At 75.1% G+C, this 15,333-nt stretch carries 8 protein-coding genes and 1 tRNA gene; all 9 read right to left on the reverse strand.

Annotation, left to right across the window (positions count from 1 at the left end; genetic code table 11):
• Positions 1 to 446: hypothetical protein (locus ACFVVU_RS32185; RefSeq protein WP_387793675.1), on the reverse strand; the 446-nt coding region annotated here is incomplete at its 3' end.
• 107 nt (positions 447 to 553) lie between these two features.
• Positions 554 to 3,229, reverse strand: coding sequence for a BTAD domain-containing putative transcriptional regulator (locus ACFVVU_RS32190; protein ID WP_387793677.1), 2,676 nt, complete (start codon positions 3,227 to 3,229; stop codon positions 554 to 556).
• A 167-nt stretch (positions 3,230 to 3,396) separates the two neighbouring features.
• A tRNA-Thr gene (locus ACFVVU_RS32195) sits at positions 3,397 to 3,470 on the reverse strand.
• 79 nt (positions 3,471 to 3,549) lie between these two features.
• Positions 3,550 to 4,212 (reverse strand): leucine efflux protein LeuE, encoded by a 663-nt coding sequence (leuE, locus tag ACFVVU_RS32200; RefSeq protein ID WP_387793679.1) that lies wholly within the window; start codon positions 4,210 to 4,212, stop codon positions 3,550 to 3,552.
• Between the two features lie 68 nt (positions 4,213 to 4,280).
• Positions 4,281 to 5,960: an alpha/beta hydrolase gene (locus ACFVVU_RS32205; RefSeq protein WP_387793681.1), complete on the reverse strand. Its 1,680-nt coding sequence runs from the start codon at positions 5,958 to 5,960 to the stop codon at positions 4,281 to 4,283.
• 82 nt (positions 5,961 to 6,042) lie between these two features.
• Positions 6,043 to 7,224, reverse strand: a complete 1,182-nt coding sequence (locus ACFVVU_RS32210; RefSeq protein WP_387793683.1) for a hypothetical protein — start codon at positions 7,222 to 7,224, stop codon at positions 6,043 to 6,045.
• Between the two features lie 221 nt (positions 7,225 to 7,445).
• On the reverse strand, positions 7,446 to 8,657 hold the full coding sequence (locus ACFVVU_RS32215; protein ID WP_387793685.1) for a DNA polymerase III subunit delta': 1,212 nt from the start codon (positions 8,655 to 8,657) through the stop codon (positions 7,446 to 7,448).
• 103 nt (positions 8,658 to 8,760) lie between these two features.
• Complete coding sequence (gene tmk / locus ACFVVU_RS32220) at positions 8,761 to 12,171, reverse strand: dTMP kinase (protein WP_387793687.1); 3,411 nt, start codon at positions 12,169 to 12,171, stop codon at positions 8,761 to 8,763.
• Positions 12,172 to 12,362: 191 nt separating this feature from the next.
• A complete protein-coding gene (gene topA, locus ACFVVU_RS32225) occupies positions 12,363 to 15,233 on the reverse strand; it encodes a type I DNA topoisomerase (protein ID WP_387793689.1) in 2,871 nt (956 codons plus the stop codon).
• Between the last annotated feature and the right edge of the window lie 100 nt (positions 15,234 to 15,333).

Genomic DNA, 15,333 nt, shown 5'->3' on the forward strand with positions numbered 1-15,333 from the left:
CCCGCCAACACCCAAGCCCGACGATCCAACTCCGCAAACGACCACCGAACACCCTCACCAACAACCGCCACCGCCCCCGGCGACCGCCCCACCCAGTCCCCGAAAACCTCCACCACACTCCGCCCACCCACACCCACACCAACCCGATGCAGGTCCACGAGCGGGGTGTGGCGGGTCGCGCCGTCCGCGTGGCGGGAGAAGACGTACAGGGCCGGGGCGTCGGCTGCGGACAGCCGCAGGTTCTCGCGCAGCGCGTCCTCGGCGCCGGGCAGTGCTTCGGCGATGCGTGCAGCCAAGTCCGCGATGGTGTCGTGGCCGTGGACGTAGAGCCCGGAACCGAGGTCCAGGATCTCCCCGGCCCCGGTGGTGTGCGGATAGTCCTCGATGCGCCGGACGTACAGGTACGCAGCAGCAACCGCCAGTGCCTCGCTGGTTTCGCGTGTCATCCCCGTCGGCCCTCCCCCAGAAGACAAGTGGGGCCAGGCTATGATCGGGTTCCTAACGCGCCTCCTGACATCCGTCTAACACTGCAGGTGGAGCCCGGGCTCCGGGGTCATCTGAAGGAGCATTCGGACGTTCGCGGGTGGCTGTGCGCCGTCTCGCGGCAGGGCCAGACGCGTTCGAAGGCGGGCACCGGCTCCTGGCTTCGCGGGTCGGTGCCGAGCGCCGCGACGAACTCGGGTACGGCGAGGGCACGGCCCGCGTCGGCGCCGAAGGTCCCCGCGAGATCCTGGGCGCGGGCGGCGTACCGACGGGCCAGGAACCCCTCGTCCCGCAGGGTGTGCCACAGGGAGAGCCAGACGAGGACGTGGCAGGCCTCGTAGTCCGCGCCCATCCGTTCGAAGTCGACGAGACACTTCTGGAGCGCCTCCGCGGAGGCCTCCGCGCGCTGGTCGACCATGAGCCGCGCCTGGGCGAACTGTGCGCGGGCGAGAAGGAGTTCGTCACCGGCCGCGCGGGCGGCGCAGAGGACCGCGCCGTACATCCGCTGGAACTCCAGCGGCGTCGTCACCGACACCAGTTCGGCGAGGCGGTGAGCATCGGTGTACCAGCCGAGCTCGCAGGACCGTTCGACCATGAAGATGGCGATCTGGCGCACCGATTCGTCCCAGGCCAGTGGGTCCGCGGTGAGCCGGTCGATGCACTGCCCCGGGACGACGACGGTCCCGGACGACGCGTCGTCCGCACTCGGTTCGGCCCGGCGTCCCCAGATGATCCGCCGGTGCCGGGTGTGTGCCGCGGATCCGATCTGGAGGAGGGCGTCGAGCAGGCGGCGCAGCGCGGCGCGGCGGTCGTCCGCGGGGTCGGACGCGGCGAGGTCGGACGCGTAGACGTGCAGCAGGTCGTGCATGCGGTAGCAGGGTTCGCCGGTGCGGTCGTGCCCGACGGTCATGATGAGGCTGGCCCCCACGAGTTCCTCGATGAGGGGGTCGGCGTCCTGTTCGTGACCGACGAGGGCGGCGAGGACCCAGTCGGGGAAGGCGGATCCGTCGAGCAGGCCGAGGGCGCGGAAGGCCGAGCGGACCTGTTCCGACAGTCCGGTGTAGCTGAGTTCCATGCTGGCGCGCAGGTGCATGGAGTCGGCCCGCAGTTCGTCCAGCAGACGCTGGCGGTCGCGCAGGCGGTGGGCGAAGCGGGACAGCGAGGCCTCGGGGCGGGTGGCCGCGCGGGCCCCGGCGATGCGCAGGGCGAGGGGCAGGTGGCCGCAGAGGGCGGCGATCTCCCCCGCCGCGTCGGGCTCCTTCTCCGCCCGGTCGCCCACGAGCGCGGCGAGGAGTCGACCGGCCTCGGTTGCCGTGAGCGGAGTCAGGCGTACCTGCAGCGCGCCGGGCAGGCCGGTCAGCACCCGCCGGCTGGTGACGAGTACGGCGCTGTCGGGCCCGCCGGGCAGGAGCGGAAGGACGTCCTCCAGGCTGCCGGCGCCGTCGATGATGAGCAGCACCCTGCGATCGGCGAGCCGGGCGCGGAGGGCGGCGGCGCGGGCGGCCTGTCCTTCCGGAACGCTGTGCGACGCGGTGCCGGTGAGCCGCAGGAGATCGGCGAGGGCGTCGCTGGCCGCGTCGGGGCGCCCTGCGGTGCCGGGCAGGTGGACGTACCACTGACCGTCGGGGAAGCAGGAGCGCATCCGGTGGGCGACGCGGACGGCGAGCGCGCTCTTCCCCACGCCGGGCGGCCCCGAGAGGACGGCCACCGGTACGGCGGTCGTCTCGGTGGCCGACAGCAGGATCTGCTCGATGTCCCGCAGCTCGCGGCCGCGCCCGACGAAGTCCGGCGTGTCGGGCGGCAGTTGGCACTGCGCCACCCAGGCGGGGCCCCGGTTCGCCGCTTCGTGGCCGGGTGCCCCGGTTCCGTGCTCCGTCGGCAGCCCACCCGCCGGCGCCGGGACCGGGTCAGGGGACGACGCGGGGGACGTCCCGAGCGGCGGTACGGTCCGCTGGAGGATCTGGTGGTGCAGCCGGCCGAGTTCGTCGCCCGGCTCCAGACCGAAGCCCTCCCGCAGGATGGTGCGGGCGTGCCGGTAGCAGTCCAGCGCCTCGGCCTGCCGGCTGTCCCGGTACAGGGCGAGCATCAGCTGTCCCCACAGGCGCTCGCGGGAGGGATGGCGTGCGGTCAGGGCACGCAGCTCGGCGACCAGCCCGGTGTGGTGCCCCATCGCGAGTTCCAGGTCCGTGCGCCGCTCGACCGCCTGCGCCCGTTCCTCGTCCAGCCGGGCCCCCTCGCCGCGCTGGAGGAGGTCGGACGGTACGTCGGCGAGGGCCGGGCCGCTCCACAGCGTCTCGGCCTGGCGCAGCAGCGCGACAGCGTCGGAGGGGTCTCCCCGGCGCTCGGCGGCCTGCGCCTCCCGTACGGTGCGACGGAAGACGAAGACGTCGATGTCCGCCGGATCGATGTCGAGCCGGTAGCCCCCGGGCCCGGTCAGGAGGCCGTCGGCCGCCCCCAGGGTCCTGGCCATCTCCTTGCGCAGGCGCATGAGATGGACGTAGAAGGCCTCCTTGGCGGTGGGCGGCGGCACCTCGTCCCACAGGCAGGTCATCAGGTCCGAGGCCGGAACGCTGTTCCCCGCCCGCAGCATGAGCTTGGCCAGGATCACCCTGTGCTTGCCGGCCGTCGGCCGCAGGACCCTCCCCTCGCGGCCCGACAATTCGAGTTGCCCCAGTAACCGCCCCCGCAGCACGGCATCCCCCGCGGTGCTCGCACTCAACTCACGCACCTCCGCATCGAGGTTCATCGTTCATCGCCTGCAGCAGCAACTGTCCGGCATGCCATTTCATGCCGGACACGAACCGTGACCGGCCAATCCCGGCCATGGGCACCTCAGGCACGGCAAGCCCTCTCCCGCTATCCGAGAGAACGCGAAAACCCCAGGTCAGAGGAATGACCTGGGGTTCGCCGGAGAGCCGCCTGCGGGATTCGAACCCGCGACCTACGCATTACGAGTGCGTTGCTCTGGCCAACTGAGCTAAGGCGGCGCCGTTGCAGGAAGTCCTGGCAACGCGGGCCAGTCTACACAGGTTGGCGGGTGATCCGTAACGCGATACCCCGGTGGGGTCAGGCGGAGGAGACGGCGAGCTTGGCGGCGAAGCCGGCGAAGAGGGCGGCGACGCCGCTGGTGAGGCCGGCGGAGAGGCGCTTGCGGCGGCGGAAGGCACTGGCGAGGGAGGTTCCCGCGAAGATCAGCAGCGAGAGGTAGAGGAAGCTGAAGGTCTGCAGGATGCCGCCGAGGAGGGTGAAGGAGAGCACCGGGCGGCCGTAGGAGGGGTCGACGAACTGGGTGAAGAAGGAGAGCAGGAAGAGGATGGCCTTGGGGTTCAGCAGGCTGATCACCAGGGCGCGGCGGAACGGGCGTTCGGCGGACTCGGCGGGGTCGGCGGCGGACTCGGCGGTGGCGGCCCCGGGGTCGGCGCGGTGCTCGTGCCAGAGCTGGCGGGCAGCGCGCAGCATGCCGATGCCTATCCAGAGCAGATAGGCCGCGCCGCCGAACTTCACCACCGCGAAGACGGCCGGGTTGGCCTCCAGGAGGGAGGCGGCGCCGAGTGCGGTCAGGCTGATGAGCGTGAAGTCGCCGACGAAGACGCCGGCGGCGGCGCGGTACCCGGTGCGGACGCCCTTGCGGGCGGCGACGGAGAGCACGTAGAGGGAGTTGGGGCCGGGGAGGAGGACGATGACGAGGGCGCCGAGGACGTACGTCGTCAGGTCGTTGACTCCGAGCACGGTGGGCTCCGGTGGGGGTGGGAGAGCGATGAGGGGGCGCTCATCCTAACGTCGTACCGGCCGCTTCCTCAGGGGCCGCAACGCTTCCCGTTCTCCGGGGCCTCGCCGGCCAGCAGGTAGCGGTTGACCGCTCCGTCGAGGCAGGCGTCGTGACGGCCGTACGCGGTGTGGCCGTCCCCGTCGTACGTCAGCAGCCGCCCGGACTCCAGCTGGCCGGCCAGCGCCCGGGCCCACGCGTACGGGGTGGCCGGGTCCCGGGTGGTGCCGACGACCACGATCGGCGTGGCGCCGGCGGCCCGGACGGTGTGCGGCGCGCCGGTGGCCCGGACCGGCCAGTAGGTGCAGGTCAGCGCCATCCAGGCCATGTCCCGGCCGAACCGCGGCGAGGCCCGCTCGAAGTCCGGCACCGCCCGCGCGGCGTCCTCCGGGCCCGCGAACGGCGCGGGCAGGTCGAGGCAGTTCACCGCCGTGTTCGCGAACATCAGATTGGGGTAGGAGCCGTCCGCCTCCCGCCCGTAGTACGCGTCGGAGAGCTTGAGCAGGCCGGTGCCGTCGCCGGCCCGGGCGTCGGCGAGCGCGGTGCGCAGCCGGGGCCAGAGGAAGTCCGCGTACATGGCCTGGATGACGCCGGTGGTCGCCTGCGCCTCGCTGAGCCGGCGGGCGCCGCCGGTGGTCGGCAGCGGGTGCGCGTCGACCGCCGCGAACAGGGCGGCGAGCTGCTCGCCGGCCTGCTGCTCGGTGCGGCCGAGCGGGCAGTCCTCGCGGGTGGCGCAGTCCCGGGCGAAGGCGGTCCAGGCGGTCTCGAAGCCGCCCGCCTGGGTGCGGTTGCCGGCCAGCGAGTCGAGCGAGGGGTCCATCGCGCCGTCGAGCACCATCCGGCCGGTGCGGCTCGGGAACAGGCCCGCGTAGGTCGCGCCGAGGAAGGTGCCGTAGGACTTGCCGACGTAGTTGAGCCGCTCGTCGCCGAGCAGGGCGCGCAGCACGTCGAGGTCGCGCGCCGCCTCGACGGTGCTCAGATGGCCGAGCTGCGGGCCGGACCGTTGCCGGCAGCCCTCGGCGAACTCCTTGGCGGCGGCCACCAGGGCGTCGACCTCGGCCGGGTCGTCGGGGGTGATGTCGACGGCGGTGTACGCGTCCATCCGGTCGCCGCTCAGGCAGGTGACCGGGGAGCTGCGGCCGACCCCGCGCGGGTCCAGGCCGACCAGGTCGTACCGGGCGCGTACGGCGGGGTCGTAGGTGCGGGCCGCCCCCTCGACGTACTCGACGGCCGAGCCGCCGGGGCCGCCGGGGTTGAGCAGCAGCGAGCCGAGCCGGCCACCGGACGCGGAGGACGCGGCGGAGTCGGCGGGGACGGCCGGGGCGCGGACGGCGGCCAGGGTGAGCTCGCCGTCGGCGGGGCGGTCGTAGTCCAGCGGTACCCGGAAGGTGGTGCACTCGTAGCCGTCGTCGCAGGGCTGCCAGGCGAGCCGCTGCCCGTAGTAGGGGACGAGCGCGGACGGCACGGCGGCGGGCAGCGCCTCCAGCGGTGTGACCGGCGGCGGGGCGGACGCGACTGCGGTGGCGGACGCGGAGACGGCCGCGGACGGGGCGGCGGTGTCCGAGGGAGCGGCCCCGGGCGTTCCCGCCCCGCCGGCCGAACAGCCGCCCGCGACCAGCCCGGCCGCCGCCAGCAGCGCGGCTGCTGCCACCCCTCCCCCGCGCCCGGCGCGCACCCGCGCCGGGCCGTCCTGCCGCCTGTCGGCCCGCATCTGGGATCCCCTCAGCCGTTCACTCCCGGTGGCCCCACTGCCACCCGGGGTACCGGAAGCGTAGTGCCGCGCACCGGCGGGCTCAGGACGCCTTGCCGAGCGCCTCGCCGAGGTACTGCGCCGCCTGCCGGACCAGCCGCAGCCGGATCCGCTCCGCCGAGTAGTCCGTCGCGTTGTCGGAGATCCGCACCTCGGCGCGGGCGGCCGCGCCGGTGCCGCCGCGCAGCGCCGACTGGAGCTTGCGGGCGGCGTCCAGCCCGGCGGTGTCGGCCTTCCCGGCCGCGAGCAGCAGCTTCGGGCTCCCGGTGGCGGGCGCCTCGGCGCCGGCCCGGGCGAGCGCCGCCGCGTCGTACCGGCCGGAGACGGCCGCCGCCGCGCCGTAGAGGTCGGGGCGGGCGAGGCCGGCCGCCGCCGCGCAGGGCGCGCCGTCCTCCACCCCGAGCGCGCCCCAGGCCGCCGGGCCGGGCGGCAGGGTGCGGAAGGTGGCCGCGATGGTGGTGCGCAGCGCGGCGTCGTCGGCGACGGCCATCGGGGCGGCGGCGACCAGCTCACAGGGGTGCCCGGTGCCGTTCGGCGCCTCGGGGGCGACCAGGATGAACGGCTTGGTCCTGGCGCTCTGCACGGCGGAGGCGAGCCCCTCGAAGACGTCCGGGACCTCGGCGTCGGCGGTCTTCCGGGGGGTGGCGGCGTGCATCACGACGACCGGGAAGCGGGCGTTCGGGTCCTTGGCGTACTGGGCGGGCAGCCAGACCCGGACGTTGCGCGGGTGGCCGTCGGGGCCGGGGACGGCGGACTGCAGCAGCTCGCCGCCGCCCGGGTGGCCGACGCTGTCGAAGCGGCTGACGACCGACACCGGGGACGGCGTCGGCAGGGCCGGAGCGGGGGCGGGCGCCGAGGCGGGGTCGGCGGCGCCCGCGGCCTCGATCGGCGGAGCGGCCTGCCGGCCCCCGCCCGGACCGGCGACCCCGGCCTCCGGGCCGTCGAAGCGGTCGGCGAACGGATCGGCCGCGCCGTTCCCGCCCCCGCCCCCGCCCCCGCCCAGCGCACCGAACGTGCCCAGCGCCGTCAGCAGCGTCAACGCGGTGACGCAGACTCCGCAGACCATCGCCCCGGCCGCCCGCAGCAGCATCGGCCGCTGCTCCCCGGCCAGTCCGTACGTCTCGGCGGCCCGTAGGTCGCGCCAGCGCAGCAGGGCGCCGCGCGCCAGCCAGACCCCGCCCCCGGCGGCGGCCAGCAGCGGAATGATCAGAAGCGAACGGACCATGGGACGCACCACCTCGGAGGAGGGCCGGCCGACCGGTCGGGCCCGGCACCGTTACGGGACGCGACGGCCCCGGCGGCGGGGCTCAGTCGGCCCCCAGGGTGCAAGACGATCCGGGGCTCGCACACGCGTATGCCCGGCGCGTAACGCACGTTCACTCGAAGGTGGGACGAAGCACGGGGGCGGCAAGCCGAACCGGGGCGCCCCCGCCCGCCCCGGGCGGTTCAGCCCGCGCGCAGCGCCACGGTCATCGCCTCGACGGCGAGCAGCGGGTCGACGTTGCGGTCCAGCGCCCGCCGGCAGGCGAGCACCGCCTCGATCCGGCGCAGCGTGGACTCCGGCGGGCCGGCCTGGGCGACCCGGTCCAGTGCCTGTCGCTGGTCCTCGTTGGCCAGCGCTCCGGTCGAGCCGAGCTGGAGCGCCAGGACGTCCCGGTAGAAGCCGAGGAGGTCCAGCAGGGCGACGCCGAGGGTCTCCCGGCGGGTCCGGGTGGCCCGGCTCTTCTGCCGCTTCTCCAGTTCCTTGACCGCTCCCGCCATGCCGCGCGGCGCCTTGCTGCCCTCGGCCGCGCCGTAGGCGGCCCTGAGGTCGTCGGTCTCCTTGGCGTCCTGGGTCTCGGCGAGCGCCTCCGCGTCGGCCTTGGCGGTGTCGACCAGGCGCTGGGCGGCGGCCAGGCAGCCACCGATGTCGCCGACCTCCAGCGGGATCCGCAGCACGTCGGTGCGGCGGGTCCGGGCCTGCTCGTCGACGGCCAGCCGGCGCGCGCGATCGACGTCGCCCTGCCCGGCCAGCGCGGCCAGCCGGGCGGTGTGCGGCTCGACGCCGTCGCGTCGCACCAGCATGTCGGCGACCGCCTCGGCGGCCGGGGTGCGCAGCACCAGCAGGCGGCAGCGGGAGCGGATGGTCGGCAGCACGTCCTGCACCGAGGGGGCGCAGAGCAGCCAGACGGTGCGCGGGGAGGGCTCTTCCACGCCCTTGAGCAGCGCGTTGGCGGCGGCCTCGGTGAGCCGGTGGGCGGCGTCGACCAGGATGACCGACCAGCGGCCGCCGGTGGGGTAGCTGGAGGCGCGCAGCACGAGGTCGCGCATGTCGCCAACGCCGATGGACAGGCCGTCGGTGCGGACGTACTTCACATCGGCGTGGCTGCCCGCGAGGACGGTGTGGCAGCCGTCGCAGAAGCCGCAGCCGGGCGTGCCGCCGAGTGCGAGGTCGGGGCTGGTGCACTGGAGCGCGGCGGCGAAGGCCCGGGCCGCCGTGGTCTGACCGGCTCCGGGCGGGCCGGTGAACAGCCAGGCGTGCGTCATCAGCGAGGCGTTGCCACCCGGCTCCGGCTCGGCGCCGCGGCCGGCGCCGACGATCGCCCCGGCCGCCCGGGCGGCGGCGGTCAGCTGCTCGACCACCCGCTCCTGGCCCACCAGGTCGTCCCAGACGGCCACTACTGCTCCCAAGCTCGCTACGGACTACCGCTCCCGCCGTCGAGCATACGTGGCGGCTACGACGGGTCAGGGCGCCGCGGGAACCCGCCCGGCCGGGGCCCGGTCAGCCCCGGCGGCCCCAGCGGCGGCCCTTGCCCTTGCCGTCGCCCTGACCGCCCTGGCCGCCCTGACCGCCCTGGCCGCTCTGACCGCCCTGGGCACCCTGACCGTCCTGGCCCTCGCGACCCGGCCGGCCGCCCTGACGTCCCTGACCGCCGGCGCCGCCCGGACGGGGGCGGTCGTCCTGGTCCCAGCGGGCCCACTCCTCGCGCGAGCCGAGCAGCGTGTCGGTCAGGCTGGGCAGGTCGTCCATCGGAGTCTCCTCCGCCCAGTCCGGACGCGGCCGGGGGTCGGCGGCGGGCCGGTCCTGCTGCGGGTCGATCACCGGAAGCTCGCGGGTGCGCTCCACCGGGCGCTCCTCGGCGCCCGGGCGCCGCTCCCGCGACGGGGCCGGGGTGCCCGGCCCGATCTTCGGCAGCACCGCCGTCCGGTCGGCGTCCTCGGCCGGGATCCTGGGCAGCACGGCCGTCTCGTCGGCCGCCGGGCCGGACGGCACCACCGGCAGCTTCGCCGTGGCGGTGAGGTCCGCCACGCCGGCGCCCCGGCCGCGCACCGGGATCTCCTGCGTCGCGTCCTCGCCGCGCCCGGGCCGCGGATCCGTCGCGCCGGTGTCCTTGACCGCCCGCAGCTCGGTGGTCGCCGGATCGTCCGGCGCACCCTCGGCACCGGCACCCCCGGCACCCGCGCCCGCACCCGCGGCGCCCGCGCGCTCCGCCGCCTCGGCGGCTGCCGCCGCGGCCGCCGCCAGCGCGGCGGCCTGCGCCAGCCGGGCCTCCTCGGCCCGCTGCAGCGCCTCCTCCGCCCGGCGCCGCTGCTCCTCGCGCGCCAGCTCGCGCTGCCGCTGGAGCTCCGCCTTGGCGGCCGTCTCCTCGGCGAGCCGCTTGCGCTCGGCCTCCTCGGCCGCCCGCCGCGCCTCTTCCTCGGCGCGCCGCTTCGCTTCCTCCTCCGCCCGGCGGCGGGCCTCCTCCTCGGCCTTCTTCCGGGCCTCCTCGGCCGCCTTGCGCGCGGCCTCGGCGGCGGCCCGCTCGGCCTCCTCCTTGGCCAGCCGCTCCTTCTCCGCCTGCTCGGCCCGCAGCTGCGCCAGCACCTCCTGGCGCTTGCGCTCGGCCGCTTCCTCCTCGGCGCGCTTGCGGGCCTCCTCCTCGGCCCGGCGCCGCGCCTCCTCGGCGGCCTTCCGCTCCTGCTCGGCGCGGGCGGCCTTCTCCTGCTCGGAGAGCGGCAGCTCGCGGTCCAGCCGGTGGCGGACCGCGGTGGTGACGACGCCGGGGGCCTGGCTGCCGTCGACGACGAGGTAGCGCGCCGGGTCGGCGGCGGCCAGCGCCAGGAAGCCGGAACGGACCCGCTGGTGGAACTCGGTCGGCTCGGACTCCAGCCGGTCCAGCGCCTCGGTGAAGCGCTCCCGGGCCCGGGTCGGGTCGACGTCGAGGACGACGGTCAGGTCGGGCAGCAGCCCGCCGGTCGCCCAGCGCGAGATCCGGGCGACCTCGGTGGCGGCCAGGTCGCGGCCGGCGCCCTGGTAGGCGATGGACGAGTCCATGTACCGGTCGGTGATGACCACCGCGCCGCGGGCCAGCGCCGGGCGGATCACGTTCTCGACGTGCTCGGCGCGGTCGGCCGCGTAGATGAGGGCCTCGGCGCGGTGCGAGAGGCCGGTGTTGCCGACGTCCAGGACCAGGCCGCGCAGCCGCTGGCCGACCGGGCTGCCGCCGGGCTCGCGGGTCAGCACGACCTCGTGGCCCTTGCCGCGGATCCACTCGGCGAGCGCCTGGGCCTGGGTGGACTTGCCGGCGCCGTCGCCGCCCTCCAGGGCGATGAAGAAGCCGGTGCCCGCCCGGTGCGGGGCCGGTCCGGTGGCGCCGCGCACCGCGTCGACCAGGTCCCGGCCGAACGGCACGGTGCCGCGCCGGTCGTCGGTGCGCAGCAGCACCACCGCGGCCAGCACCAGGGTGAGCAGTCCGGCGGTGGCGACCGCGAGGGCCGCGCCGCCGTGGATGAAGGTGAACGAGCCGGGCTCGACGGTGCCGTACTCGACGTCCCCGTAGGCGGCCGCGATCAGCGGGAGGCCGACCAGCGCACCGCCGACCACGACCCGCAGCACCGCGTACAGGTGCTCGGTGACCTGCGGCAGCCGGACCTCCTCGACCTCCTGGGCGAGCAGGGCGCGGCCGGTGGAGACCGCCACTCCGGCGGCCAGCGCGGCCAGCACGGTGAGCAGCAGGACCAGCACGAAGTCCACCACCAGGCCGGCCAGGATCAGCGCGACGCCCTCGGTGAGCAGGGCGAGCGCGAGCAGCCGGCGGCGGGAGAGCGAGGGCAGGACGGCCCGGGTGATCCGGACGCCGATCGCGGGGACGCCGGCGGCGGCCAGCACCAGCAGGCCGTAGCCGATCGGCCCGGCGCGGTGCTCGACGGCGGTCAGCAGGGCCAGCGCGGCGACGCCGGCCATCGTGGCGTACCCGGCGCAGACCGCGAAGGTGAAGTAGGGGGCGGAACCGGTGCGGCCCTTCGCCAGGGCCGGGCCGGGGGTCGCGTCGACGGGCGCCCGCAGGCCCCGCAGCGGCGAGGCCGGCGGCACCCGGACGGGGCCGCCGGGCAGCTCCTGGAGGTGGACCCGGACGGCCGAGACGGCGAACAGGGCGGCCGCGCCGAGGGCGGCGAAGGTGGTCTGGTGGGCGCGCAGCCAGTCCGAGCCGAGCGCCGCGCCGATGTTGTTGAGCAGGGTGAGCGCGATCAGCGCGGCGGCGCCGAGCGGCACGGTGGCCCAGCCGGTGCGGTGGTCCAGGGTCCGGACGGTGGCCAGGTTGGCGGCGGACGGGCGCCGCTCGGCCGCCGGGGCGTAGGCGTCGGCGGGCGGCAGCAGCGCGGGGACGGCGGCGGCCTTGGCGATCGCCCAGACCCGCTCGGCGGCGCCGGTCAGGAAGACGGTGGCGAGCAGCACCCAGGTCGCGGCGCCGGAGGGCTTCGGGCCGGAGCCCAGCCAGACGATCCACCAGGGCGCGACGCCGATCAGCACGGCGCGCAGCACGTCGGCGCCGAACAGCGTCCAGCCCCGGTCGAGCTTCCCGCTGAGCAGCCCGTGCACGGGGCCGAGCAGCGCGGCGCCGAGCAGTCCGGTGGCGGCCAGCCGGGTGGCGAGGACGGCGGCGACGGCGAAGGCGAGGCCGCGCGGCGGGTCGCCGAACGACCCGCCGAGCCCGGCGGCGACCACGGTGAGCACGAGCAGCACCAGCAGGCCGAGCCGGTCGGCGGTGCCGCCGATCAGCTGGGTGGTCCACAGCCGCCGGTAGGGGCGCAGCCGCAGCAGCGCCCGGATCCGCTCGCCGGCGGTCCCGGCGGGCGCGGTCTCCGGCCGGTCGGGCGTGCCGGTACCGGCGGCCGCCGCGGCGCTGGGGGTGGGCTGCTCCTCGCTCGTCATACGGTCAGCGTAGCGGTCGGGGCATGCCGCAAAAGAGGGGAGCGTGGCTCCGGACGGCCGCCGCCACCGGGTTGTGACGATCCGCGCACGACCCTGTCACGCCCGGTCCCGGGCCCGCCGGAGCGGATCGGCGAACGGTTCGGGCCCGCGCCGCCGGGGCGGACGCGGGCCCGGGTGCGACCGAGCGGGGGTCAGCCCTCGTCGGTGGCGGTGGCCTTGCTCGCGGCGGTCTTCTTGGCCGCCGCCGCCTTGGTGGCGGTCTTCTTCGCGGTGGTGGTCTTCTTCGCCGCGGTCTTGGCCGCCGCCGTGGTCTTCTTGGCGGCGGTCTTGGTCGCGGTCTTCTTGGCCGCCGCCTTCTTCGCCGGGGCCTTCTTCGCCGTCTTCTTCACCGGCCCGCGCGCCCGCTTCTCGGCGAGCAGCTCGTAGCCGCGCTCGGGGGTGATGGTCTCGACCGCGTCGTCCTTGCGGAGCGTGGCGTTGGTCTCGCCATCGGTCACGTACGGACCGAACCGGCCGTCCTTGACCACCACCGGGCGCTCGCTGACCGGGTCGGTGCCCAGCTCCTTGAGCGGCGGCGCGGCGGCGGCCCGGCCGCGCTGCTTGGGCTGGGCGTAGATCGCCAGCGCCTCCTCCAGCGTGACCGTGAACAGCTGGTCCTCGTCGGCGAGCGAGCGGGAGTCGGTGCCGCGCTTCAGGTACGGGCCGTAGCGGCCGTTCTGTGCGGTGATCTCCACGCCCTCCTGGTCGAGGCCGACCACGCGCGGCAGCGAGAGCAGCTTGAGCGCGTCCTCCAGCGTGACGGTGTCCAGCGACATCGTCTTGAACAGCGAGGCGGTGCGCGGCTTGACCGCGTTCTTGCCGGTCTTGGGCGTGCCCTCGGGCAGGATCTCGGTGACGTACGGGCCGAACCGGCCCTTCTTGGCGACCAGCTGGTTGCCGCTCACCGGGTCCGGGCCGAGCTCGTAGTCGCCGCTGGGGCTGGCCAGCAGTTCCTCGGCCAGCTCGACGGTCAGCTCGTCCGGCGGCAGCTCGTCCGGGATGTCGGCGCGCTGGCCGGGCTCGCCCTCGACCTCGGAGGCGCGCTCCACGTACGGGCCGTAGCGGCCGACCCGCAGGGTGATGTCGTCGCTGACCCGGAACGAGCTGATCTCCCGGGCGTCGATCGCACCGAGGTCGGTGACCAGTTCCTTCAGGCCGCCCAGGTGGTCGCCGTCGCCGTTTCCGGCCTCGGCGGCGCCGCCGGCGGCAGCGCCCTCGTCGCCCTCGCCGAAGTAGAAGCGCTTGAGCCACGGCACCGACTGCGCCTCACCGGCCGCGATCCGGTCGAGGTCGTCCTCCATCTTCGCGGTGAAGTCGTAGTCGACCAGCCGGCCGAAGTGCTTCTCCAGCAGGTTGACCACGGCGAAGGAGAGGAACGACGGCACCAGCGCCGTCCCCTTCTTGAAGACGTACCGGCGGCCGATGATGGTGTCGATGATCGAGGCGTAGGTGGAGGGGCGGCCGATCTCCCGGTCCTCCAGCTCCTTGACCAGCGAGGCCTCGGTGTAGCGGGCCGGCGGCTTGGTGGCGTGGCCCTCCGGGGTGAGCTGCTCGGCGGCCAGCGGGTCGCCCTGGGCGACCTGCGGCAGCCGGCGCTCGCGGTCGTCCAGCTCGGCGTTCGGGTCGTCGGCGCCCTCGACGTAGGCCTTGAGGAAGCCGTGGAAGGTGATGATCTTGCCGGAGGCGGAGAACTCGACGTCCCGGCCGTCGGCGGACCGGCCGCCCACCTTGACGGTGACCGACTGGCCGACCGCGTCCTTCATCTGGGAGGCGACGGTACGCATCCAGATCAGCTCGTAGAGCCGGAAGTCGTCGCCGCTCAGGCCGGTCTCGGCGGGGGTGCGGAAGCGGTCGCCGGACGGGCGGACCGCCTCGTGCGCCTCCTGCGCGTTCTTCACCTTGGAGGCGTAGGTGCGCGGCGCGTCCGGCAGGTAGTCGGCGCCGTACAGCTGGGTGACCTGGGCGCGGGCCGCCGAGACGGCGGTGTCCGACAGCGTGGTGGAGTCGGTGCGCATATAGGTGATGAAGCCGTTCTCGTACAGCTTCTGGGCCACCTGCATGGTCCGCTTGGCGCCGAAGCCCAGCTTGCGGCTGGCCTCCTGCTGCAGCGTGGTGGTGCGGAACGGCGCGTACGGCGAGCGGCGGTAGGGCTTGGACTCGACGCCGCGCACCGAGAACGCGGTCTGCTCCAGGGCGGCGGCCAGCGCGCGGGCGGCCTGCTCGTCCAGGTGCAGGGTGCTGGCGCTGCCCGCCTTGAGCCGGCCGTCCTGGCCGAAGTCGCGGCCGCTGGCGATCCGCTTGCCGTCGACGGCGATCAGCCGGGCGCCGAAGCTCTCCGGGTTGGCCGCGTCGGCCGGGGTGCGGCCGGTGCCGAAGGTGCCGACCAGGTCCCAGTACGAGGCCGAGCGGAACGCCATCCGCTCGCGCTCGCGCTCGACCACCAGCCGGGTCGCGACCGACTGCACGCGGCCGGCCGACAGCTTCGGCATGACCTTCTTCCAGAGCACCGGCGAGACCTCGAAGCCGTACAGGCGGTCGAGGATGCGGCGGGTCTCCTGGGCGTCGACCAGACGCTGGTTCAGCTGGCGCGGGTTGGCCACCGCCTCCTGGATGGCCGACTTGGTGATCTCGTGGAACACCATGCGGTGCACCGGCACCTTGGGCTTGAGCACCTGCTGGAGGTGCCACGCGATGGCCTCGCCCTCGCGGTCCTCATCGGTGGCGAGGAAGAGCTCGTCGGACTCCGCGAGCAGCGACTTCAACTTGCTGACCTGGGACTTCTTGTCCGCGTTGACCACGTAGATCGGTGCGAAGTCGTGGTCCACGTCCACACCGAGACGGCGCACCTCGCCGGTGTACTTGTCCGGGACCTCGGCGGCCGTGCTCGGGAGGTCGCGAATGTGCCCGACGCTCGCCTCGACGATGTAGCCGGGGCCCAGGTAGCCCTTGATCGTCTTCGCCTTGGCCGGCGACTCGACAATGACGAGTCGCTGTCCGTGCGCGGTCTCGCTGCTCGGGGACACCTTCGCTCTTCTCTCCCGGTCGTTACGTGAGCTGGTCGGCGCCGGCTGCACGGGCTGCGCTCCGCCCGACCCCTCCACCGTCCCGGGGCTGCCGCTGTAC

The sequence above is a fragment of the Kitasatospora sp. NPDC057965 genome (assembly GCF_042887135.1).
Lineage (GTDB): Bacteria > Actinomycetota > Actinomycetes > Streptomycetales > Streptomycetaceae > Kitasatospora.